The 23,433-nt window shown below is 69.2% G+C and carries 18 protein-coding genes and 1 pseudogene; 8 read left to right on the top strand and 11 right to left on the bottom strand.

Translation table 11 applies throughout. The features are described 5' to 3' along the window. Positions 1 to 9 precede the first annotated feature (9 nt). Positions 10 to 900 (bottom strand): MBL fold metallo-hydrolase, encoded by an 891-nt coding sequence (locus JHL17_RS04545; protein WP_200190869.1) that lies wholly within the window; start codon positions 898 to 900, stop codon positions 10 to 12. Positions 901 to 1,279: 379 nt separating this feature from the next. On the opposite strand from JHL17_RS04545, the gene JHL17_RS04540 reads away from it, so the two are divergent. Continuing rightward, positions 1,280 to 2,140 (top strand): IclR family transcriptional regulator, encoded by an 861-nt coding sequence (locus JHL17_RS04540; RefSeq protein WP_200190868.1) that lies wholly within the window; start codon positions 1,280 to 1,282, stop codon positions 2,138 to 2,140. A gap of 35 nt (positions 2,141 to 2,175) precedes the next feature. Here the strand turns inward: JHL17_RS04540 and JHL17_RS04535 are convergent, their stop codons facing one another. Beyond that, the gene (locus JHL17_RS04535; protein ID WP_200190867.1) at positions 2,176 to 3,789 is read right to left on the bottom strand and encodes an alpha/beta fold hydrolase; all 1,614 of its coding nucleotides are present in this window, start codon (positions 3,787 to 3,789) and stop codon (positions 2,176 to 2,178) included. Between the two features lie 266 nt (positions 3,790 to 4,055). Between JHL17_RS04535 and JHL17_RS04530 the strand changes: the two genes are divergently transcribed. Further along, a complete protein-coding gene (locus tag JHL17_RS04530) occupies positions 4,056 to 5,663 on the top strand; it encodes a class I adenylate-forming enzyme family protein (protein WP_200190866.1) in 1,608 nt (535 codons plus the stop codon). A 77-nt stretch (positions 5,664 to 5,740) separates the two neighbouring features. On the opposite strand, the gene JHL17_RS04525 is transcribed toward JHL17_RS04530, so the two are convergent. Beyond that, positions 5,741 to 7,030, bottom strand: a complete 1,290-nt coding sequence (locus tag JHL17_RS04525) for an IS4 family transposase (protein WP_200190865.1) — start codon at positions 7,028 to 7,030, stop codon at positions 5,741 to 5,743. A gap of 596 nt (positions 7,031 to 7,626) precedes the next feature. Here JHL17_RS04525 and JHL17_RS04520 point away from each other — a divergent pair. Genes JHL17_RS04520 through JHL17_RS04500 form a run of 5 tightly spaced genes read left to right on the top strand, consistent with a single transcriptional unit; the run spans position 7,627 to position 11,777 of the window. After that, entirely contained in the window at positions 7,627 to 8,394 is a 768-nt protein-coding gene (locus JHL17_RS04520; RefSeq protein WP_200190864.1) for an SDR family NAD(P)-dependent oxidoreductase, read from the top strand. An 18-nt stretch (positions 8,395 to 8,412) separates the two neighbouring features. After that, complete coding sequence (locus tag JHL17_RS04515; RefSeq protein WP_200190863.1) at positions 8,413 to 9,609, top strand: acyl-CoA dehydrogenase family protein; 1,197 nt, start codon at positions 8,413 to 8,415, stop codon at positions 9,607 to 9,609. Then, positions 9,606 to 10,646 carry a phosphotransferase family protein gene (locus JHL17_RS04510; protein ID WP_345773751.1) on the top strand — a complete coding sequence of 347 codons (1,041 nt, stop codon included), beginning with the start codon at positions 9,606 to 9,608 and terminating at the stop codon, positions 10,644 to 10,646. Before JHL17_RS04515 ends, JHL17_RS04510 begins: the two co-directional genes overlap by 4 nt. A 13-nt stretch (positions 10,647 to 10,659) precedes the next feature. After that, positions 10,660 to 11,043 (top strand): DUF6285 domain-containing protein, encoded by a 384-nt coding sequence (locus JHL17_RS04505; RefSeq protein ID WP_200190861.1) that lies wholly within the window; start codon positions 10,660 to 10,662, stop codon positions 11,041 to 11,043. Then, on the top strand, positions 11,040 to 11,777 hold the full coding sequence (locus JHL17_RS04500; protein WP_200190860.1) for a histidine phosphatase family protein: 738 nt from the start codon (positions 11,040 to 11,042) through the stop codon (positions 11,775 to 11,777). Before JHL17_RS04505 ends, JHL17_RS04500 begins: the two co-directional genes overlap by 4 nt. Before the next feature lie 223 nt (positions 11,778 to 12,000). Here the strand turns inward: JHL17_RS04500 and JHL17_RS04495 are convergent, their stop codons facing one another. The 8 genes and pseudogenes from JHL17_RS04495 to JHL17_RS04460 all read right to left on the bottom strand — a co-directional run bounded on the left by JHL17_RS04495 (position 12,001) and on the right by JHL17_RS04460 (position 22,232). After that, complete coding sequence (locus tag JHL17_RS04495; RefSeq protein ID WP_200190859.1) at positions 12,001 to 13,143, bottom strand: Fic family protein; 1,143 nt, start codon at positions 13,141 to 13,143, stop codon at positions 12,001 to 12,003. A gap of 328 nt (positions 13,144 to 13,471) precedes the next feature. Next, positions 13,472 to 14,127: pseudogene (locus JHL17_RS04490) on the bottom strand (IS6 family transposase); the annotation flags it as partial. Positions 14,128 to 14,140: 13 nt separating this feature from the next. Next, complete coding sequence (locus JHL17_RS04485) at positions 14,141 to 15,817, bottom strand: ABC transporter ATP-binding protein (protein ID WP_200190858.1); 1,677 nt, start codon at positions 15,815 to 15,817, stop codon at positions 14,141 to 14,143. Between the two features lies 1 nt (position 15,818). Beyond that, on the bottom strand, positions 15,819 to 16,637 hold the full coding sequence (locus JHL17_RS04480; protein ID WP_200190857.1) for an ABC transporter permease: 819 nt from the start codon (positions 16,635 to 16,637) through the stop codon (positions 15,819 to 15,821). Continuing rightward, positions 16,634 to 17,578 carry an ABC transporter permease subunit gene (locus JHL17_RS04475; protein ID WP_200190856.1) on the bottom strand — a complete coding sequence of 315 codons (945 nt, stop codon included), beginning with the start codon at positions 17,576 to 17,578 and terminating at the stop codon, positions 16,634 to 16,636. The genes JHL17_RS04480 and JHL17_RS04475 overlap by 4 nt, the downstream gene beginning before the upstream one ends. A gap of 493 nt (positions 17,579 to 18,071) precedes the next feature. Next, positions 18,072 to 19,622: an ABC transporter substrate-binding protein gene (locus JHL17_RS04470; RefSeq protein ID WP_247893311.1), complete on the bottom strand. Its 1,551-nt coding sequence runs from the start codon at positions 19,620 to 19,622 to the stop codon at positions 18,072 to 18,074. A 70-nt stretch (positions 19,623 to 19,692) separates the two neighbouring features. Continuing rightward, the gene (gene ggt, locus JHL17_RS04465) at positions 19,693 to 21,330 is read right to left on the bottom strand and encodes a gamma-glutamyltransferase (RefSeq protein WP_247893310.1); all 1,638 of its coding nucleotides are present in this window, start codon (positions 21,328 to 21,330) and stop codon (positions 19,693 to 19,695) included. A gap of 17 nt (positions 21,331 to 21,347) precedes the next feature. Further along, entirely contained in the window at positions 21,348 to 22,232 is an 885-nt protein-coding gene (locus JHL17_RS04460; RefSeq protein ID WP_200190854.1) for an alpha/beta hydrolase family protein, read from the bottom strand. A gap of 277 nt (positions 22,233 to 22,509) precedes the next feature. On the opposite strand from JHL17_RS04460, the gene JHL17_RS04455 reads away from it, so the two are divergent. Next, the gene (locus JHL17_RS04455; RefSeq protein ID WP_200190853.1) at positions 22,510 to 23,175 is read left to right on the top strand and encodes a GntR family transcriptional regulator; all 666 of its coding nucleotides are present in this window, start codon (positions 22,510 to 22,512) and stop codon (positions 23,173 to 23,175) included. Positions 23,176 to 23,433 lie beyond the last annotated feature (258 nt).

The raw sequence follows: 23,433 nt of genomic DNA, 5'->3' as shown, positions 1-23,433 counted from the left end.
TCTGATTTATCAGGCCGCGAGCGGCTCGAACCGGAAAGTCTCGGCCGTCCGGCGGACGAAGCCGGTGTGGGGAGCGCCGAAATGGGCGGGGAAGACCAGGGCGCCGCGGTCGGCCGCGTGGTCCAGCAGCCGGCGGCGGGTCGCCATCGCCTGGGCCTGATCCTCGCAGAAGCGGCTGTTCCAGTCGGGGCGCGCTACTTGCATCGGCTGGTGCAGGCAGTCGCCGGTGAAGTAGGCGGCGTGCCGGTCCGACTCCAGCCGGACGAACATCTGGCCGGCGGTGTGGCCGGGGGCCAGCTCCACCGACAGCCCGTCGAGGATGCGGTCGCCGTCCTCGATCAGCTCGACCTGTCCGGCTTCCCAGACCGGCAGGACGCTGTCCTCCATCACCGGGCCGTTGCCGGGCATGCCGATCAGCCCGCCTTCCGGGCTGCGCCAGTGCTTGAATTCCTGCGCGCCGTAGATGTAGCGGGCGTTGGGGAAGGTCGGGACCCAGCGCCCGTCGACCAGCTGGGTGTTCCAGCCGACATGGTCGATGTGCAGATGGGTGTTGATGACCAGCGTCACGTCCTCCGGCTGCACGCCCGCTGCCGCGAGGTTGCGCAGATAGGGCTTGTCCAGCATGTGGAAGCGCTCGAAGCCGGGGGTGTGGCGTTCCTTGTGGTTGCCGCAGCCGGTGTCGACCAGGATCACATGGCGGTCGGTGCGGATCAGCCAGCTGTGCATGCTCGACATCAGGCGCTTTGATGCCGGGTCGAGGAAATTCGGTTCGGCCAGTTCGGGGTTCCGGGTCAGGATCGCCTCATCGTAGGCCGGAAACAGGAAGCCGGGGTCGAAGCCCGGCGTCAGCATTTCCTCGATCCGCGTGACCGTGAACGCACCAAGGGCGATGGTGTGCATAGTCCTCCCCTCGTGCAGGATGCCGGCGGCCGGTCCGGGAAATCAGGGGACGACGGCGTGCCGGAGCATGGGGCGCCTGCCATCCGCAGAGGCGGTGGGGCGCGCTTGTTCTGTTTGGCTCGTTTTGTTTGTTTGCCAAGGAAACCATTTGCGCTGGATCGTGTCAACAGGCAAAATTGGTGTCACTGTTTGACACGGACGGCGCATCGCGTTAGGGACGGTGGAAAGGGGTTGCGGAACTCCGCGCCGACCTTCAATGCTAGCCGGCGCCGCTACCGCGGCGGGATGACCATGGGTCTGCCGTCTTCCGCCGGCTGTGCGGAGGGCAGGACTTCCGCCTGGACCAGAGATGCGGGACATCCATAAGGGGCTTCGACGTATGGACACCGGACAGGACGACAACCAGGGCGTGGATCAGGCCACGGAAAAGAACGGTCTCAGCGTCCGCGCGGTGTCGCGGGCCCTGGCCGTGCTGCGCAGCTTCTATCAGGAAGGCCCGACGCTGACCCTGACCGAGGTCGCCGGTGCGGCGAAGCTCGACAAGGGGACGGCACGGCGCATCCTGCTGACTCTGGTGCAGGACGGCTTCGCCGCCTTCGACGCGCAGAGCCAGAAATACAGCCTGGGGCTCGAGATCCTGAAGCTGGCCGGGGCGGTGCCGGAACGCCGCGACCTGCGCCAGATCGCCTCCACCATCCTGTCGCGGCTGGCGAAGTCGACCGGCAGCACGGTGTTCCTGTCGGTCTACCACGACGGGTCGGCCGTCTGCCTCGACCAGTTCCACAGCGACCGCTCGGTGGAAGTGCGCTGGTGGATCGTCGGCGGACAGCTGCCGATGAATTGCGGCGCCGCGCCGCGCGTGCTGCTGGCCTATCTGCCGGAGGCGGAGGTCGACCGCGTGCTGGCCCGCGGGACGACCCGCCTGACGCCCCACACCACCACCGACCCCGGTGAGCTGGCGAGGGAACTGGAGGAGGTGCGGCGGCGGGGATGGTCGGTGGCGATCGACGACGTGATCGAAGGGCTGGCCGCCATCGCCATGCCGCTGTTCGAGCCGGACGGCCGGCTGATCGCCGCGGTCAGCCTGACCGGCCTGACCCCCCACATCGTCCGCAACGGCCAGCCCAATTTCCTGGAGGAGATGCGCGACGCGGTGCGGGAGATTTCGGCCAACCTCCATTCACTGTCGGCCCCGCCGCTGCACCGCGCCGCCCGCGCCCAGTCCGCCATCGGCGGCTGAGGCGGGCAGCGGGAGTGGATCACCGCGGTATCGCCTTATGACACCGGGTGCGGATTCGCGGCCCCCAGCGCTCCGTCGAGGAAGGCGGCGTAGCAGCCGATGGTGTCCCGCACCGCCTGGGCCCCCTGGCCGGGATACCAGACGGTGGCCGGGGTCGGTATGACCGTCGTCCCCGCAGGCGCCAGCGTCCGGGCTTCCGCCAGCCCTTCGACCAGCATGTCGGCCGGGCCGGCGCAGATCAGGGCCGGACGGGTCAGGCGCACCAGGGCCGCCCGCGTATCGTAGCGGAAGGCGGCGCGGTAGGAGCGGTCGTAATGGCCGCCGCTCGCCAGCAGCCCCATGGTCCAGTCATGCAGCACCGCCGCGTCAGGGACGCCGATGGCGCGGGCGGCGGCGCGCTCCTGCCGGTACCACGGCCAGAACAGGAACATGTCGCGCCGCATGTTCCAGGCCTGGAGCAGATGCAGCCCCCAGCGATCGGCGGCGATCGGCGGGAAATAATGGTCGAGGATGTCGGCGCTGAAGTCGGCGGCAATCAGCACCGGCGCCTCCAGCACGGCGCGGCCAACCCGCTCGGGATGGCGCACCGTCAGGTCCAGCGCCACCAGGGCGCCCGTGTGGGTTCCCCACAGGTCGAACTCGTCCAGGCCCAGCGCGTCGGCCAGCGCCAGCATGTCGTCGGCCAGCGCGCCGATGTCCACCGTCCGCTCCGGCTTGTCGGACTCGCCGTTGCCGAGATAGTCGGGGGCGATGATCTCCCGCCCCGGCGCCAGCCCGTGCAGCAGCGGCAGCAGCGGCGCCGACGAGCCCGGCGCCGACTGGAAGGCCAGCAGCGGCCGGCCGCGCCCGGCGCGGCGCAAATGGATGCGGCCATGGGGCGTGTCGGCGTAATCGTGCCAGACCCGCAGCGGGTCGGCGAAGGGCCGGGCCGGCGGCGGCGGAGCGGCGTCCCGGCGGCCGGCGGCCATCGGTGCGAGACGGCGGGTGATCCCTTCCAGTCCGTCGGCGCGGACTTCCCCATCCTCGCCGGGCTCCCCGCGCAGGGCGTCGAGGCAGAAGGACCACAGGGCGGCATAGCGATCCGGCGCGACGGCGGCGGTGCGCAGCATCGCGTCCAGGTCGGCGGGGCCGGGCAGGGGGGCGCCGGTCGCGGCCGGATGGCTGGGGTCGGAGGGCTCCAGGATATGGGCATCGCGCAGATGCGCCCACAGCACGGCCAGATGGGTTCCGTCGGCACGCGGCGTCAGCGGGGCGGGGCGCAGATCCCGGCCGCTCCAGCCGGCGGCCGCGGCGGCATCGGCCAGCAGCAGCCCGTCCGGCCGCCAGCCGGCGGCGGGTAGCGCGCGGGCCAGGGGGGCTGCAAGGTCGAAGGCGAGCAGCGGGCAGCCGGTCAGGCCGAGCCTGCCGGCGGCATCGGCGATCAGGCCGGCGAGCCCGGCGATGTCCTCCGCCCAGCAGGTGACCGACCCGCCGGTTCCCGGAAGGTCGAAGGCGGTGACGGTCCAACCGGGCAAGGCCTGCGCCAGCCGGTCGGCACGGACGGAGGCGGCCTCGATCAGGCCGGGCAGGACCAGCAGGTCCGGGCCGGATCCGCTGCGCCAGACACGCATCTGGCTGTCGGCGAGGGTCACGTAAAGGGGGGTCGACATGGGGTTCCTCCCGGTTGTTCAGCCGGTTGTTTGGCCGTTCGGCTGGCGATCTTCGATGCGTGGGATCGGGCGCGCGGAGTGTGCCCGCGGCAGACGGCAGAAAAATGTTGGTTACACTGATGGTGCCACTGTTTGACACTCAGTTCATAGAATGACATAGTTTTTGCGATACCGACAAGGGCGGCACCGGTGAGCCCGCGCAGCATCCTCACCGCGGCACCGGTTGTCCGCCCGGCAATCCAACGAAATCGTCAGGGAGGACGGGCATGGCCTGGCCGGACGGAACGGGCGTTCCCAAACGGCGCGAGCTGCTTTTCGGCACGCGTCTCGTACCATGCTACAGGGAGCGTCCCGCCACCATCGACGCCCTGTTCCGCGCCGCCGTCGCCCGGCGGCCGGATGGGGAGGCTCTGGTCGATGGCGAGCGGCGCTACAAGTATGGGCAACTGGAAGGGCTGGTGACGCGCATCGCCGCAGCCCTGCTGGCGCAAGGGGCGCGGCCGGGCGACCGCATGGCGCTGGTCCTGACCAACCGCGCGGAGTTCCTGATCGCCCTGCTGGCGGCGGCGCGCGCCGGCATCGTGGCGGTGCCGGTCAGCGCGCGGGAACAGCGGCCGGGCATCGCTGGCATCCTGAACGACTGCGGCGCTTCAATCCTGGTCCACGACTCAGGTTTGGCCGACCGGATGCCCGATGCCGCGGAGGTGCCGTCGCTGGTCTCGCGCTTCTCCGTCGGCGGCGCGGCGGAGGGCTGCCGCCCCTTCGAGGAACTGCTGGAAGCCGGCGCCTCCCTTCCCGACCCGAAGGAACCGCAGCGGGAGGAGGACACCGCCGTCATCCTCTACACCTCCGGCACCACCGGCAAGCCGAAGGGCGCGCTGCTGGCCCACGTCAACATCATCCACTCCGCGATGCATTTCGAGGAATGCTGGGACTATCGCGAAGGCGAGCGGGCGGTGCTGGCGGTTCCGGCCTCGCATGTCACCGGGCTGGTTGCCATCGTCATGGCGATGATCCGCGTCGCCGGTTGCACCGTGATGATGCCGGCCTTCGACGTCGCCGGCTTCCTGGAGCTGGCGAGCCGGGAGCGCATGACCACCACCGTGCTGGTGCCGGCCATGTACAATCTCTGCCTGCTGCGCGCCGATTTCAGCCGCTACGACCTGTCGTCCTGGCGGATCGGCGGTTTCGGCGGCGCCCCGATGCCGGAAGCGACGGTGGAGGCGATGGCGGAGCGGCTGCCCGGGCTGCATCTGCTGAACGCCTACGGCTCCACCGAATGCGCCACCATCATCAGCGTGGTCCCGATCGGCCACACCCGGGCCTGCCTGGATTCGGTCGGCCTGTGCGTGCCCTGCGGCGACCTGCGCATCGTCGACGAGGGGGGCCGCGAATGTCCGCCGGGGGTGAGCGGGGAGGTGTGGATCCGCGGTCCGATGACCATCCGCGGCTATTGGAACCGCGAGGATGCCACCCGCGACAGCTTCGTCGACGGCTATTGGCGCTCCGGCGACATCGGCGCGGTGGATGCGCAGGGCTATCTGCGGCTCTATGACCGCAAGAACGACGTCATCAACCGCGGCGGCCACAAGATCTACAGCGTGGAGGTCGAGAATCTGCTGGTCCGCCATGCGGACGTGGTGGAGGCGGCGGTGGTCGCCCATCCCGATCCGGTGCTGGGCGAGAAGATCCATGTCTTCGTCATCTCCAAGACCGGCGGCCTGACCGAAGACGACGTGCGCGCCTTCTGCCGCGCCAATCTGGCCGAGTACAAGGTGCCCGACTACGTCACCCTGCTGGGCGACGCGCTGCCGCGCAACGCCAACGGCAAGGTGACCAAGCGGGTGCTGCGCGACCAAGTGTCCACCGCCTGAGCCGACCGGCCCACCCAGGGTAACGAAGTCAGGTTGACGGTATGCGACGTAAGGCCCTCTCTCCCCCGGCTAATCTATCAACACAAGTACTTTGCGAGGGCAGCGCCCTCGCACAGGGTTGAGAAACGGGCATAGCCGCGGGCGATGGTAATCGGTCCTGGCGGTGCTGACTTGGGGTATCCATCCCAGCCGCCGAGGCGGGCGACGATCCAGGTTGCCCACGCCAGCGTGTGCGGCGGATGGGGGTTCTTGCGGGCGGCGGTGCGCCCTTCCAGGCTGGGCAACAGGGCCGTCAGGACGCCGCTCTGCCCGGCCGCGAAGACGTCGTCCAATGGCCGGATCATCAAGCCGTCGCGTACGCCGAGCAGTTGCAGGATGTGGGTGGCGGCAAGGAGTGCCAGGACGATCAGGCGCTTCAAAGCCTCCGCGCTTTCCACTTGGCTCGACTCGACATCCAACCCCTGCGATTTCAAGGTTCGGAAAAGCTGCTCGATCAGCCAGCGCCGACGATACCACTGCACGATCCGCAGGGCGTCCTGCAAGCTGTCGACGGCATGCGTCGTCAGCAGACGCCAATGCACCGGTTCCTCGCCGGGTGGGGCGGCCGCTTCGCGCACCTCGACCAGCCTCAAGGTCACCGTCGGTGCGGCGCTGGGGTCTGAACCGTGCTTGGGGCGCTTCACCGTGACCACGCCGTAGCGCACCTCCACGGTGGCCGTGCGCTCGGTCCGCTTGCCGGGGCGGGCGGGAAGCTCCAGTTCCAGACGTCCCGCCACCGGCCAGGCGTCGGCGGCCGTGAACAGCTTGCCGCCGCCACTCAGCGCCCGGTCGCGACAGGCCCGGGTGAGCAGGTCGAACCCCGGTCCCGGCAGCCGATCCCATTCCTCGTAGATGTCGCTCTCGCGGTCGGCGATGACTGTGACCTGCCGGGCTTGGCCGAGGGCGCGCTTGGCGGTCAAGGCCCCGCGCAGCCAGCGCAGCGACTCCTTGCTCTCGATCGGCAGGTCCCGGTAGTTCGCAGCGGCGGCCTCGGTGCGGGCGTAGACCTGGGTGCCGACCAGCCCCAGGCAGGCCCCGCTCTCGGCATCCACCGCCAGGACCGGATGGACGAACAGGCCCCGGTCGCGGCCGTTGCCGACGGTGCCCAGGCCGCGGGTCCGTCGGGCATGGGCCTGATAGTTGATTTCGCTGGTGTCCTGGATGGCCAGAACGTGCAGGCCGGCGACGCGCGGGCCGATCTGCTCGTTGAGCTCGCGCTCCATCGCGGCCAGCCTCACCTTGGGATTGGCCAGCCAGCGCCCGAAGCGCATCTCCTCGACGCGGTTCTCGGCCAAACGGCGCAGACAGACGGTCGAACACTCAACCATACGTTGCAGCAAACGCTGCCCCCTTTTTCCAGCCGCTGGTCGGAAAAGCGCCCCACCGCCTGCAACAGACTGTCCATTCGTCACGTCCTCGCTCAAAGAACGTCACGAACAGAATCAGACCGCCCCTTCACCCCGCCAGCGTTTTCCTCACCCCGAGGCAACCTGCCGCACGTCCACAGAGATATGTTGATACGTTAGCTCCCCCGGGGAGAGGGAGGGGACCCACGCCGAAGGCGTGGGGAGGGTGAGGGGGCCGGCGCGCTTAGCGCGCCGCCAAGGGGCATACTGCCCCTTGGCAATCCCCTGGCACGGGCGTTCCGCCCGCGCTGCCCCCTCACCCAACCCTCTCCCCAGGGGGGAGAGGGCTTATAGGCGCCCTTCTTAACCTGACTTCGGAGCCCTGCCGGCCCGCCGCCGGATGCGATTGCCCAGGTCCTGGGTACCGTGCCCACCGTTCGCGCCGCCAATCATTCTTGCGCGGAACGGGCGGCGAGGGTATAAATCGAGCGCTCGCTCGATTTTTTGGGAGCCACCGGGATGGCGCATCGGCGCCCGTCCCGCGAGGTCCCACCCATAGCCCGCCCATAGGAGAAACGATGAGCGTCACCATCGACCTGATCGGCAAGACGGTGCTGGTCACCGGCGCATCGAGCGGCCTTGGCCGCCATTTCGCCGGCGTGCTGGCGAAGGCGGGCGCCCGCGTTGCCCTGGCGGCGCGGCGGACCGATGCGCTGGCCGAAACCCGCGCCGCGATCGAATCCGCAGGCGGCAGCGCCGTCGTCGTCGCCATGGACGTGACCGATTCGGCCTCCGTCACCGCCGCGGTGGATGAGGCTTGGGGAGCGCTGGGCCGCGTCGACATCCTCGTAAACAATGCCGGCGTCACCGCCACGCGCCCCTTCCTCGACATGGGCGAGGAGGAGTGGGACCGGGTGGTCGACACCAACCTGACCGGCTGCGCCCGCGTGGCGCGCTCGGTGGCGCGGCGCATGCGCGACGACGGCCAGGGCGGGGCGGTCGTCAACATCGCCTCCATCCTCGGCATGCGGGTGGCGGGGCAGGTCTCGTCCTACATCGCCGCCAAGGGCGGGCTGGTGCATCTGACCAAGGCGATGGCGCTGGAACTGGCCCGTTACGGCATCCGGGTCAACGCGCTGTGCCCCGGCTATGTCGAGACCGAACTGAATGCCGACTTCTTCGCCAGCGACGCCGGCAAGGCGCTGGTCAAGCGCATCCCGCAGCGCCGGCTCGGCCGGCTGGCCGATCTCGACGGCCCGCTGCTGCTGCTGGCGTCGGATGCCGGCGCCTACATGACCGGATCGGTGCTGGCCGTCGACGGCGGCCATCTGGTCTCGTCGCTTTAAACGATAAGGAGCGGATCCATGGACTTCACCCTTTCCCCGGAGCTGGACGACATCCGTCGCCGCGTCCGCGCCTTCGTCGAGCAGGAGATCCTTCCGGTCGAGGCCGACCGCGCCAATTGGGACGAACACGAGAACATTGCCGAGGCGCCGTTGGAGGCGTTGCGCGCCAAGGCGAAGGCGGCCGGCCTGTGGACCCTGCAGCTGCCGAGGGAGGCCGGCGGCCTGGGCCTGCCGATGGTCGGCATCGCCGCCTGCTACGAGGAGATGAACCGCTCCATCTTCGGGCCGGTCTGCTTCAACGCCGCCGCCCCCGACGACGGCAACATGCGGCTCCTGAGCATGGTCGGCACGCCGGCCCAGAAGGAGCGCTGGCTCGCCCCCATCGTCGAGGGCCGGGTGCGCAGCGCCTTCGCCATGACCGAACCGCATCCGGGCGGCGGCTCCGACCCGTCGATGATGAAGACCAGGGCGGAGCGCAAGGGCGACCGCTGGGTGGTCACGGGGCGCAAATGGTTCATCACCGGGGCCGGCACGGCGCAGCATTTCATCCTGATGGCGCGCACCTCTGACGATCCGCGCAAGGGGCTGACAGCCTTCCTGTTCGATCGTGACCAGCCGGGCTGGCGCATCGAGCGCCGCATCCCGATCATGGGACCGGAGGAGCATGGCGGCCATTGCGAACTGGTCTTCGAGGGGCTGGAGATCCCGGACGAAAACGTGCTGATGCAGGTCGGCGACGGGCTGAAGGCGACGCAGATCCGGCTGGGGCCGGCGCGGCTGACCCACTGCATGCGCTGGACCGGCCTCGCCAAGCGCTGCCTGGAGATTGCCGCGGCCTACGTCAAGGAACGCGAGAGCTTCGGCATGCCGCTGGCCGAGCATGAGGGCGTGCAGTGGATGCTGGGCGAGACGGCGATGCAGATCGAGATCGGCCGGCTGCTGACCATGAAGGCGGCGCACGCGCTGGACAGCGGCAGCTTCGCCCGCAAGGAGGTGTCGATGGCCAAGGTCCAGGTCGCCGACACGCTGTTCAAGGCGGCGGACACGGCGATCCAGCTCTGCGGCGCGCGGGGCTATTCCAAGGACACGGTGCTGGAATGGATCTACCGCTACGCCCGGCAGGCCAAGCTGGTCGACGGCGCGTCGGAGGTCCACAAGATGGTGCTGAGCCGCAGCTATCTCGCCGAGGGCGACGATTTCTGGGGCTGGCGGTGAGCGGCGGCGGGAAGGCCGGTCTCGAAGCCGACCGGAAGACGGCTCTCGAAACCTGGCTGGCTGAACGGGCCGGGGCGCAGTCGGTCGCCGTCATCGACGAGGGGCGGCTCAGCGGTGGAGCCATCTCGCTCAACCTCGCGGTGACGCTGGAGATCGACGGCGGACCGCTGTCCGGCCGCCACCCTTGCGTGCTGCGCACCGGATCGTCCTCCGGCGTATCGGCCAGCCTGGGCAAGGCGGAGGAAGCCGCGGTCCTGCGCGCTGTCTTCGCCGCCGGCGCCACCGTGCCGGAACCGCTGTTCGTCGGCGCCGACCCGGCGATGCTGGGCGCGCCCTTCTACATCATGCGGCGGGCGGCGGGCACCGCCGCCGGCTTCCGCATGGTCAAGAGCGAGGAGCCGCGGCGCGATTTGGCCCGCGAACTTGGCCGGCAGCTCGGCCTGATCCACCGGGTGCGGCCGGGTGCGGATGGGCTGGAGTTCCTGGCGCAACCCGAACCGACGGCGGCGCTGCAGGCGACGGCCGATTTCCGCCGCTGGGCCGGGCGCCATGCCGCCAGCGATCCGGTGCTGGCCTATGGCCTGCGCTGGCTGGAGCGGAACGCGCCACCGCCCGGCGATCTGGTGCTGTGCCATCGCGACTACCGCACCGGCAACTACATGGTCGATGGCGACAAGCTGACCGCGATCATCGATTGGGAGTTCGCGGGCTGGTCCGACCCGATGGAGGATCTGGGCTGGTTTTGCGCCGCCTGCTGGCGCTTCGGCCGCAACGACCGCGAGGCCGGCGGCATTGCCGACCGCGGCGACCTCTATGCCGGCTACGAGGAGACCGCCGGACGGCGGGTGGACCCGAAGGCCGTCGCTTATTGGGAGGCCGCCGCCTGCATGCGCTGGGCGGTGATCGCCATCCAGCAGGCGGACCGCCACATCTCCGGCACCGAGCCGTCGCTGGAACTGGCGCTGACCGGCCGGATGCTGCCGGAGATCGAAATGGACCTCCTGCGCCACCTCGATGCCGTCGAGGCTTCGCTATGAACGGAGACGGGGCATGATCAACGACGATCCCAGTGCCCGCGACCTGGTCGCCATCGCGCTGCGCAGCTTTCGCGAGGCGATCCTGCCGGTGGTGCCGGCCGACCAGCGCTTCATCGCCCTGATGATCGCCAACGCGCTGGGGGTCGCCGAGCGGGAGCTGGCCGCCGGCGCCACGGCCGAGCCGGCCCTGGCCGCCGCCGTCGGCGGCCTGCTGGGCGAGGCGGGCGACCTTCCGGCGCTGCTGCCGCGGCTCTGCGCCGCCATCGACGCCGGGCGTTTCGACGCGCCCGACCGGCAGGCGGCCTTGCGGGCGGTGCTGAAGGACATCACCCTGGCGAGGCTGGCGGTGAGCAATCCGAAGCGCCTCGTCGCCGAAGGGCAGGGAGCCAGCCGATGAGCCTGTTTGCACCCCTGGAGGGGACGGCCGCCCGCCGCCGCCTCTACCTGCTGCGCCACGGCCATGTCGCCTATTACGACGCCGACGGCAAGCCGCTGAACCCGAAGCTGGCAGCCTTGACGGAGCGCGGGCGGGAGGAGGCGCGGGCCGCCGGCGCGCTGCTGGCCGGGGTTCCGCTGGACCGCGTGCTGTGTTCCGGACTTGCCCGCACGCGGCAGACGGCCGAACTGGTCGCCGCGCCGCATGGGCTGCCGGTGGAGGATCATCCCGACTTCCTGGAAATCCGCGCCGGCCGGCTGTCGGGGGTGCCGAAGGAGCACCGCGAGGCCGCCTATGTCTATGGCTTCGACGCGGCGGCGGAGGGAGGGCGCTTCGCCGGCGGCGACGGCTTCGCCGCCGTGCGCGACCGGGTGGTGGCCGCCGTCGAGGCGCTGGTGCGGCAACCGGGCTGGACCCATCTGGCGCTGGTCGCCCATGATGGCGTGAACCGCATGCTGCTGTCCTGGGCCTGCGGCGCCGGCCTGTCGGCGCTGTCGGCCTTCGAGCAGGACTACGGCTGCCTCAACATAATCGACATCGACGTGGTGGACGACCGGGAGGGCGGGCGGGCGGAGGGACGGGTGGTCCGCCGCCTGATCCGCGCGGTGAACCTGACGCCCGGCAACCCGGCGAAGCTCGGCCTGCACCGCAGCAGCCTGGAGGAGGCCTTCGGTCCCCTGCTGGCCCTCGATTGAGGCCATGGCCCCGGTGGGGGCGGAAGAACCGGCGGCGTCCTCGGGAGGCATCGTCAAGTTGATTGACCTGTGGCCAACGAAAGACGCGGCGGAGACCGGTGCCGGCAGCGAAGCCCAATGTTACGCCGCGAGCCGGGCGCCGACGCGAGCCCTGTGATCGTTGAACACCGCTATGTCCCTCGGCTACGGCTGAGGTTGGGCCATTTCATCACGGGAGGAGCGCTCAGCCGGTTGGCGTGTCTGGCGGTCGCGTGGGCGGCCAGCGGAAGGTGAAGCTCGTATTCTTGCTCCCTCCGAGGTTCCTGACAAGCAGCCCGCGAGTGACGAGATCGTTGATGTCGCGCAACGCAGTGTCCGCGGAGCAGCCGCAGATGCTCGCCCACTTCTTCGTTGTCAGATTCCCCTCGAAGTCGTCGAGCAGCTTGGTCAGCACCTTGCGCTGGCGTTCGGAGAAGGGTGGCAAGCCGTCCTGCGCCATCCAGAACTTCGCCCTGGTGAAGACCCGGTCGGTGGTGGCCTCAGCGGCGGCGATAGCGCGGGCGTAACATTCGAGGAACCACAGAAGCCAGTCGGTGATGTCCAGATCGCCCCTCTGCGCGGCCTCCAGAGCGGCGTAGTAGCCTCGCTTGTCCCGCTCGATGGCGCCCGACATGCTGTAGAAGCGCTGACCACTCCGCTCCGCTTGGGCAATCGCCAAGTCGGCGATGGCTCTGGCGATACGGCCGTTGCCGTCGTCCATCGGGTGAATCGTCACGAACCAGAGATGAGCGAGCCCTGCCCGCAGCAGTGGATCGATCGGCTGGGGGGTGTTGAACCACGCCAGGAACGCGGCCATCTCGCCAGGGACGCAACCGGCCGGCGGCGCCTCGAAGTGGACGACCGGGGCCGGCGAGAATGTGCTGGAGACCACCTGCATGGCGCCGTGGCGATCGCTACGCCAGCGCGCGACATCAATCCGGTCTTTTCCGCTGTAGCCGGTCGGGAACAGGGCTGCGTGCCAGCCGAAGATCCTCTCGTCGGTCAGCGGCGCCGCGTGGTTCTTGGCCGCGTCCAGGACGATCTCGACGACCCCCTCGACCTTCCGATCAGTGGGGCCGAGTCCGGCGTCAGGAATGCCGAGGCGGCGCGCGATGGAGGAGCGGATGCTGGACGGGTTCAGAACCTCACCCTCAATCGCGCTGGTCTTTTCGACATCCTCGGTCAGCGCCACCAACTCGGCCTCAAGACGGCCATCGATGCCGATGTCGCGCATCTTGCCGAGGAACAGCCCCTGGCGATGCCGTGCGTCGGCCAGAGGGGAGAGCAGAGCGCCGGCGTCCCAGCGGAAGCTCGGCCAGTCTTCTCGCTGCCAAATGTAGGTCGCCATGGTTCACGTTCTCCGCATCCCCTGCGGCGAGTGTAGGCGCTTTCGCCGCAGTGCTCAAGCAATTCGCCGCATATTCTGCGGAGAATGGCGTCGGGTTCTCCGCAAAGCCGTTGACGCTCAGGTCGGCGTGGTGCAGGGATGCCGGATTGGCGGTAGCTTGCAGATCGGCGTAGAAGCCGTGCGCCGTTGATACCAGCCACCCTAGCGGCCGATGCCGTCACCGTGGTGCATCGAGGCGAGCGGGGACAGCATGAGAACCTGTTCGCAGCGGGTGCGCCCCATCCAGCTTTAGCCGGGATGCTGCTTTAAGCTGAGTAAGGATGTTGCGGAAGGAGTGTGATCTGGTAGGTCGGGCGCCGGCCACCTCCGCCCAAGCCTCGAAGGCCTGGGCGTGGGCGGTACGGTAGTCGGCGACGGGTCGGTGGCCTCGGCGAAGGTGGAAGGGATTGGCAACGGGATCGTGGATGGAGAGAAACCGCTGGACCTGACATGGCGACTTGAAGCGCTTCATCTGGCGCTCTCGCCGTCGGGTCGGCTGATGCGAGTTTTCGGCCCGGTTGTTGATGCCTTTGTGCCGGCGGTGCTCCACTCCCGGCATGATCTCCCGCTTGGCGGCGGCGTAGGACTTCAGCTTGTCGGTGATCGGCACCCGCTGCGCCCGGCCCTGAGCCTTCAGAAGCTTGCGCGCGCCAAACCCTTGGCCGCCCTGGTATCGCGCCGGCTCTGGACGAGCACGTCGAGCACGAAGCCGTCCTGATCGACGGCCCGCCACAGGTATATTTGCGGCCGCCGATGGTCAGGACCACTTCGTCGAGGTGCCACTTGTCGCCCCGGCGCGGCGCCCGTCGGCGCAACCGGGTAGCGGATCTCGGGGCCGAACTTCCGGGCCCATTGGCGCACCGTCTCGTAGCTCACGGTGATGCCGCGCGCCGCCAGCGGTTCCTCGACCATCCGCAGGCTGAGCGGAAACTGGGTGGTCAACAAGTTGACGGCGTCTTCAGGACGGCACGGGCTCCGGAGCCGCGTCGTCGAACCGCCATTTGAGCCGCACGCCGCCTTCCCCAGCCGGTTCCAGCGCGGGAATGGCGGAGAGCAGCCGCCGCGTATAGGGATGGGCCGGATGGTCGAAGACGGTGTCGCGGTCGCCCTGTTCCACGATGCGGCCGTCCTGCATGACGACCACCCGGTCGGCCACCTGTTCGACCACGCCGAGGTCGTGGCTGATGAACAGGCAGGAAAAGCCGTGCCGCGCCTGGAGGTCGGCGAACAGCTCCAGCACCTGGGCGCGCACCGTCACGTCGAGGGCGGAAACCGGCTCGTCGGCGATGACGAAGGCCGGGCGGCGGACCACCGCGCGGGCGATGGCGACGCGCTGGCGCTGGCCGCCCGACAGCTCGTGCGGGTAGCGGTCGGCGAAAGGTCCGGCGAGGCCGACTTCAGACAGCACCTCGGCCACCCGCTCGGCCTTCTCGCGCCGGCCCATGGCGGGCACGGTACGCAGGGCCTCGCCAACCAGCGCGCCGATGGTCATCCGCGGATCGAGCGAGGAATAGGGGTCCTGGAAGACCATCTGGCAGTTGCGGCGGTAGTCGGCCCATCCCGCGCCGCCCGCCATGATCGGCCGGCCGGCATAGCGGATGGTGCCGGCGCTGGGGGGCAGCAGACCGGCGATGGCGCGGCCGAGAGTCGTCTTGCCCGAGCCCGAGCCGCCGACCAGCGCCACCACCTCCCGCGGCATGATCGACAGGGACAGGCCGTGCAGCGCGCGCTTGCCCGACTCCCTGCGGAACAGGCCGCGGCGGCCGCCATAGTCAACGACGAGGTCGCGCACCTCGATGATCGGCGTCGCGGCGGGCGGAACGGGGCGCGCCGGCTGGCGTCGCGGCATCGCCGACAGCAGCGCCCGGGTGTAGGGGTGCCGCGGCGCCCGCAGAAGCTCGTCGCTGCGCCCCTGCTCGACGATCTCGCCCTTGCGCATGACGATGATGCGGTCGGTGTAGCGCGCGACCATCGACAGGTCGTGGCTGATCATCAGCACCGCGGTGCCGTGCGCCCGCGTCAGCCCGACCATCAGTTCGAGGACGTCGCGCTGGACCACGGCGTCGAGCGCCGTCGTCGGCTCGTCGGCGATCAGCAGCGCCGGCTGGAGGAGCATGACCGAGGCGAGCATGATCCGCTGGCGCATGCCGCCCGAGAACTGGTGCGGGTAGGCGGCGAGCGCCCCGTCGGGATCGGCGATGCCGACCCGCCGCAGCATGTCAAGCACCAGGGCGCGCCGTTCGTCGGCGGACAGCGCGTGCCGATGCACCGCCAGCCCCTCCTCCAGCTGCTGGCCGATGAGCATCGACGGGTTGAGGGAGGTCATCGGCTCCTGGAAAACCATGCCGATGCGGCCGCCGCGCAAATCCCGCAGCTCCTTCGCCGACAGGCCGGCGAGGTCGCGCCCCTCGAAGCGGATGGTGCCGGCGGTGCGGCGGATCGCCGGCGGCTGGAGCGCCATGATCGAGCGTGCGGCCAGCGTCTTGCCGCTGCCGGACTCGCCGACGATGCCGACGATCTCGCCCGGCGCCACCGCGAAGCCGACGCCGCGGACGACCTCGGTGCCGGTGGCCGTGACCGCCAGGCTCAGGTTCTCCACCTCGAGAAGGGGGGCGGGGAGGGTGGTGCCGGTCATGTCAGGAGGCCCCTCTCATGCGCGGGTCGAGCCTGTCGCGCAGCGCGTCGCCCAGCAGGTTGATGCCGAGCAGGGTCAGGGAGATGCAGAGGCCGGGGAAGATGGCGAGCCAGACCGCCTGGGCGATGAAGGGGCGGCTTGCCGCCAGCATGTTGCCCCAGGTCGGCGCCGGCGGCGGCACGCCCAGCCCGAGGAAGCTGAGCGCGCTTTCCGCCAGCAGCACCCAGCCGAACATCGAGGTGGCCAGCACGGTCATCGGACCGACGCAGTTCGGCAGGATGTGGCGCAGGACGGTGTAGAGTTCCGAATTGCCCATCACGCGCGACGCCTCGACGAATTCCCGCTCGCGCAGCGACAGCACCGTGCCGCGCACGATGCGGGCGACCGAGGGGGTGTAGGCGAGGCCGAGGGCGACGATGATCCCGGTGCTGTTGGCCCCCGCCACCGTCAGCAGGCCGAGCGCCAGCAGGATCGCCGGAAAGGCCAGGAGGGCGTCGTTGAAGGCCATCAGGATGCGGTCGGTCCAGCCGCGCGCATAGCCGGAGACGAGGCCGACCGCAGTGCCGAGCAGGCCGGCCGCCGCGACCGTGGACAGGCTGATCAGCATGCTGGTCGCCGCCGCCGCCATCAGGCGGCTCAGCACGTCGCGGCCGAACTCGTCGGTGCCGAACCAGTGGGCGGCCCCCGGCGGCGCCAGCCGGCCGACGAAATTGATCTTGAGCGGGTCGTAGGGGGTCCAGACCGCGCCCAGCACCGCCCCGGCGACGACGATGCCGACGATCGCGCCGCCGAGGACGACATTGAGGGAAAGCCGTTTCATTCCGCGGTCACCCTGGGATCGAAGACCGGATAGAGCAGATCGACCACGAGGTTCACGGCCACGTAGACGAAGGCGATGAACAGCAGGCAGCCCTGGATGACCGGATAGTCGCGCGCGAAGATCGCGTCGACGAGGAGACGGCCGAGCCCGGGAATGGTGAAGACCGTCTCGACCACCGCGATGCCGCCCAGCAGGTTGCCGAGCACCAGCCCGATCAGCGTCCAGGTCGGTCCGAAGGCGTTCTTGAAGGCATGCCGCCACAGCACGGCGGATTCGGACAGCCCCTTGGCGCGGGCATGGGTGATGTAGTCGAGGCGCAGCACCTCCAGCGTGCTGGCGCGGGACATACGGATCAGCACCCCCATCTCGTGCAGGAACAGGGTCATGACCGGCATGACGATGTAGAGCAGCGCCGCCCCCGGATCCTCGGAGAAGGACACGTAGCCCACCACCGGAAGCCAGTTGAGCTGCAGGCCGAGGAAGAGGAGCAGCAGCAGGCCGAGCCAGAAGGTCGGGATCGAATAGAGCAGCGTCGCCAGCCCGACCAGGAACAGGTCGGTGCTGCTGTTCTGGCGCCACGCGGCGACCATGCCGGCCGGCACCGCGAACAGGCTGGCCAGCAGCACGGCGATGAGGACGACGCGCGCGCTGATCCAGAAGCGGTCGAGCACCAGCGGCAGGACCGGCTGGGAGGAGGTGATGGAGATGCCGAAGTCGCCGCGCAGCACGTTGCCGAACCAGATGCCGAACTGGACCGGCAGGCTCTGGTCGAGGCCGAGCCGCTCCCGCAGGTCGGCGAGGCTGGCCGGGGTCGCCAGATCGCCGAGCATCAGTGCGGCGGGATCACCCGGTATGAGGCGGATCAGCACGAAGACCGTCACCGCCATGATCAGCAGCGTCGGCACCGCCATGGCGACCCGTTTGAACACGAAATGCAGCACGCCCGTCTCCTCTCCGCGGCGGGGCTCCCGCAAGGGGTGCCCCGCGCCCCCGCCTTCACGGAAGGGCAATCGCCTCTGAAAGTGGCATTCCTTATGACAGGATTTCCGTCATCCCCGCGAAGGCGGGGATCCAGGAAACTTATGCGAAAAGTTGCTGGGTTGGCTGGATTCCCGCCTTTGACTTTGTGAAGAAATCGGAGACTTGCTGATAGAGGCCTCTGGTTTGAAGCGTTTCACATCGGATCCCATCATGAGCCCCTCTCGACCGTCATTCCCGCGAAGGCGGGAATCCAGGCTTTGCAAGTGCTTGCACTGGGAGCTCTGGATCCCCGCCTTCGCGGGGATGACGCATTGGAGACGCGCGCACCTACTCGATCAGCTCTTGGATGGATGCGTTCGATTTCTTCACAGGCTCCTTCGCGGGAATGACGGGGTTTCCTGGCATAAGATCACATTCGCCAAATGCGATTGCTCTGACCTTCACAGCGAAAGGTCAGTTCCCGACCACCCTGGCGCCCCAGACGCGCGCCTTGCCTTCCCACGGGTCGGCCCCCTGGACGCGCTTGGTGTGAGCCCAAGCCTCCTGGCCGTTGGAGAAGATGATCAGCGGGGTCGCCTCCATCTGGCGCTTGTGCAGCTCGTCGAAGACCGCCTGGCGCTGCGCCTCGTCGGAGATGGTGGACGCCTTCGTGATCAGGTCCTGGACCGCGGGATCGTCCCACACCTTGCGCGGCTGGCTGTCCTTCGGGCCGGAGAACTGCTCGTAGCTCAGCGCCGGGTCGAGGCGTCCGGAATAGGAGAAGGACATCATCTGGTAATTGCCGGTGTTGTAGCGGTCGAGCTGCGTCACCCACTCCAGCACTTCGATCTGGGCGTTGATGCCGACCGCCTGCATCATCGCCTGGGCGATCACCGCGGCGTTGAAGCTGGGGACATGGACGCGCTTGTTGGCGATGATTCTGATCGGTTCGCCCTTGTAGCCGGCCTCCTTCAGCAGCGCCTTCGCCTTGGCCGGGTCGTAGGCGTAGCCTTTGGCCTGGACGGCGTCGTAGTAGGCGGAGGTGACGGGAACGCCGGAATTGTTCGGCTTGCCTTCGCCGTTCGACACGGCGGCCACCAGCTGCGGGATGTCGAGCGAGGCGGCGATCGCCTGACGCAGCTTGACGTTGCCGAGCAGCGGGTCGCGCGTCTGGAACAGGAAGGTGTGCTTGGTGGTGGACGGGTAGAAGCCGGCCTCGACCGTCTTGGTCTTGTTCAGCTCCGGCACGTCGGTTTCCAGCACCTGGGCGACGTCCACCGCGCCGGAAGCCAGCGCCGCCTTGGCCGTGGAGGCGTCGGGAACGACCAGGAACTTCACTGACGCGAGGGCCGTACGCTTGGCGCCGACCATGCCGTCGGGCTTGTCGCCCGGCGGCGACTGGTAGCCGTCGAAGCGGGAGACCGTCACAGACTCGCCGCGGCGCCACTCGCCGAACCGGAAGGGGCCGGTGCCGACCGGCTTGTCCCAGCTGCCGTCGGGCTTGAGCGAGTCCTTGTGCAGGATGGCGGTGCCGCCGCAGTCGGTGCGGGCGAGGGCATCGAGGAACAGCGCGCTGGCGTGATCGAGCGTCATGGTGACGGTGCGGTCGTCCGGCGCCTCGACCTTCTCGACCTTCAGGCCGTTCCGCCCGTCGAAATCGGAGCGGCAGCGCCAGTCCGTCTTCGGATCCATGTAGCGGTTCCAGCTCCACAGCACGTCCGCCGAGGTCAGCGGAGCGCCGTTGTGGAAGGTCACGCCCTGGCGCAGGCGGAAGCTGTAGGTCTTGCCGTCGTCCGACCGGTCGACCGATTCCGCGAGCAGCGGTGCGACGGAGCCGTTCGCGCGGTAGCCCACCAGCCCCTCGACCATGTGCAGGACGACGGCATCGGTGTTGTCGTCCCGGTTCACGCCCGGATTGGTGCTGCGGATGTCGGCGTTCAGCGCGACGGTGATGCTCTGGGCGGAGGCGGTGGCCGCTCCAGCCGCCAGCGCCGTGCCCAACAGGGCTGCCAGGAACCTCGTCATCGACCTACCCCTCTGTTCATGCGTCATTGTCGTTGAACGCCGGCCTTTTTGCCGGCTGGCGCCGAAAAGATTAAATCGCGGCGGGCGGCCGCACGCGGATCGCCATGCCGTCCCGCTGCGGATCAGCGCCGCCGCTGCAGATGCCGTCGTCGATGCGGATGCCGTGCAGGGCGGCGAAGGCGTAGCTCTGCCACGACCGCTTCACCGCGTAGCCCTGCCCGGTCAGCGCATCGGTGACCGAGCGGCGGATGCGGTTCGACACGTCGATGGTGTTGGAGACCGCCATGACCCGCGGGGCACTGACCGCCTCCAGCATCGGCATGCCGAAGTCGATCACGTTCATGATCCCCTGCGCCATCGCCGGGGCGATGTAGCTGCCGCCCGGTGCCCCCATCACCACGAAGGGCCGGTCGTCCTTGAAGACGATGGTCGGCGCCGCGGAGCTGGCGCGCCGCTTGCCCGGCGCGATGGAGCCGGCGCGGCCCGGCCGCGGGTCGAAGCGGGCCATGGTCCCGTTGTACATGAAGCCGAGACCGTCGGTGATGGCGCCCGACGGGCTGCCCAGCGTGTGGGTCAGGGCGACCGCGTTGCCCCGGGCATCCACCACCGAGATGTGGGTGGTGTCTCGGCTGGATTTGTCGAGCCGCGAGACCTCGGCCCGGTTGCCGGCGCGGATGTCCTCGGCCAGCGCCCTGCAATAGTCCTTGGCGATCAGCCGGTCCACCGGGACCTCGACATAGGCCGGGTCGCCCATGTGCCTGTCCTTGTCCACCGTCATCCGCTTCATCGCCTCGGCGAGCAGGCGGACATGCTCGGCCGAGCCATGCTCCAGCGCGCCGATGTCGAAATTCTCCAGAATATGGAGAAGCTGGAGCATCGGGAAGCCGCTCGCCGGCGGCGGGCTGGTCGAGATGCGGTGCCCGCGATACTCGCCCCAGACCGGCGCGGCGGTCGAGACCTCGTAGGCGGCGAGATCGTCGAGACCGATCAGCCCGCCATGCGCCGCCATGTCGGCGGCGATCTCCCCGGCGATCTCGCCGCGGTAGAACAGGTCGGGACCACCCGCTGCGATGCGTTCCAACGTCCGCATCAGGTCGGGGTTGAGGACGAGGTCGCCCGGGCGCTTCACCGTGCCGTCGGGCCGGAAATAGATGTCCCGGCCGGTGCGGCTGTGGCGCAGCTTGTCGATGGTATCGACCTCGCCGCTGCCGCTCTGGTCGAGCGACCAATACCAGTGGACATGGGGGCGGACCATGAAGCCGCGCCTGGCCTGGGCGATGGCTGGGGCCATCACGTCGGCCCAGTCGAAGGTCCCGTAGCGGCCGAGCGCCTCGGCATAGCCCTTCAGGCTGCCCGGCGTACAGACGGCGAGATGGCCGATCTCGCTGATGCCGCCTTCGAGCAGGAAGCCGAAGCCGTCGCGCGTCTGGCCGAGCAGCAGGTCGGTCCACATGTCGGGCCGGGCGGCGAGCGGGGCGCGGGCGTAGAATTCCAGGATGTCGTGGACGCCGCGTCCGGGCATGTAGACCTGCATCGAGCCGAAGCCGCCGATGCCCGACATCTGGGGATCGACGACCCCCTGGACGAAGGCGCAGGCGATGGCCGCGTCGACGGCGTTGCCGCCGCGCTCCAGCACCTCGGCGCCTGCCTCCGCCGCCTCGGGCTGCGGGGCGACGATCATCGCGTCCCCGATCCGCTCTGCCGCCATGGTCCGTCCCCCCTGTCTCAGCCCCTGGCCGCGCGGCGGCGCTTCAGCATGTCGGCGAAGAAGTCCTGGACATGGCCGACCACCTTGTTGCCGTCATGCGGGACGTTCGGCACCAGATCGAAGCGGACCTGCAGGCCGGCGGCCTCGAAGGAGCGGCGCAGGCTGTCGAGCCGTTCCGGCCGGGTGCGGCCGGCGTCGTTGGCGCCGGGCATCCAATGGCGGCCGTCCTCGCGGTGGGTGATCTCCCAGGTCTCCAAATCGGCGGCGCCGACCACCATCTGGACCGGAACCGACGCCATGGCGGCGGGATCGGCCTCGATGCCGAAGCGCGCCTTCATGTCGCGCACGCCGACCCACCAGTCGCGCGTCGGGTCGAGCAGCGTCACCGATCCGGGCGCGCCGATCGAAACCGCCCACAACCGCTGCGGCCGCAGCAGGAAGAAGCGGTTGGCGAAATGCCCGCCGCCGGAATAGCCGAACAGCGCGAAGCGGGAGACGTCGAAGCCGTAGCGCTCCCCGACCTCGTCGACGATCGACAGCAGCACCTCGTCGTACCGGATGTCGGCTTCCTGCATGTATTTGAAGCCGTCGCGGTTGCCGTCGCCACGCACCCCCGCCGGGAACAGCGGGCAGAGGATGGCGCAGTTGTTCCAGCGGCCGAAGTCGGCGAAGGCGTCGCGGTAGGCCATGAAGGCGCGGCCGGTCCCGTGCACCACCACCGCCAGATCCGGAGCGACGCCCTCGACCGGCGGCGGAACATAGAGGCAGTAGGAAAAGCGCGGATCCTGCCGGCTGGCGAACACCGTGGTGTGGCCGAGGTCGTAGATTTGCCGGCCGCGGTCCTGTGGAGCACCGCCCTGGGCACCGGTAGGGCCGCCCGGCGGCACGTCGAGGAGAGTCATCGCGATTCCAATTGGTATAGAAATTGGCGCCAAAATTGGTTACACATCGCCGGCGCCTTGGCAAGGGGGCAATTCCGTTTTTCCGATGATCGGCGGACACAACGTTCCGCCGGTCCGGATGACGGAGAGTGGCGGCTGGCCTTCGGCGGAGAGGGAATCCCCCGGAGATCCGTCGCCACATCCGTTGCCGCGTGCGTGGGGCGGCCTTACGATACGGCGCCTCTTCCGGCGTTGCCGGAGCGAGGGTTCAGACAGAATGCGAGGTCATCTGCGTCCCATGAGCGTCAAAGCGGATCCCGTCACCGGCAACCTCGTCGACCGCATGGCGCGCGACATCCAGGCCGGCGTCTTCGCGCCGGGAATGTGGCTGAAGCAGATCGACCTGGAGACCCGCTACGAGGCCAAACGGATGGAGGTGCGGCGCGCGCTCGACCAGCTCGCGCTCAAGCGGCTGGTGCGGCATGTCCCGAACCGGGGCTACCACGTCCACACCCCCGACGACCGGCAGGCCGAGGAGGTGCGCGAGGTCCGGCTGATCCTGGAGACCGCGGCGGCGAGCAGCGTCGTCGCCAATGCGACCGCCGCCGACATCGCCGAGCTTCATGCGCTGGCGCAGCACTTCGCCGACCTCATCCTGGAGGGGACGCTGCTCGACCTCTACGAGGCCAACATCGCCTTCCACGCCAAGCTACTGGCGCTGGGGTCGAACCGCGAGCTGATCAACATCGTCTGGGAACTGCGGGGACGCGGCCCGTCGGCGCCGGTCACGCAGTGGAAGACGCGGGCGCGCATCGAGCAGTCGAACCGCGAACATTTCCGCATGGTCGAAGCCATCGCGGCCGGCGACGCCGGCGCGCTGCGCCGGCTGACCGCCGACCATATCCTGCAGACGGCCCTGCAGATGGAGGAGCGTCAGCCGGCGCAGGGAGACGGCGGCGCTTGATCAGGGCAATCGCGTTTGAAAGCGGATTCCCCCCTCGCCCCGACCCTCTCCCCGGGGGGCTACGGCATGCACAGATCTCGCGCTTGCGGCAAGAAAAGCATCTTACCGTTGCGCGTAGCCCCTCTCCCCTCGTGGGAGAGGGGTTGGGGTGAGGGGGTGCAAGTTTGATTTCCATCGACCTTCGGTCGGCCGCACCCCTTGTGTCTTTGAGTTTTGCTAGAGGCTGTTAGGGACTCGGGGTAGCCGCACGCGGTGTGG

The sequence above is a fragment of the Azospirillum endophyticum genome, from assembly GCF_016595245.1.
Taxonomy (GTDB): Bacteria; Pseudomonadota; Alphaproteobacteria; order Azospirillales; family Azospirillaceae; genus Azospirillum; species Azospirillum endophyticum.
The sequence above is the reverse complement of the archived record's forward strand: the minus strand, read 5'-3'. Positions and strand labels throughout refer to the sequence as shown.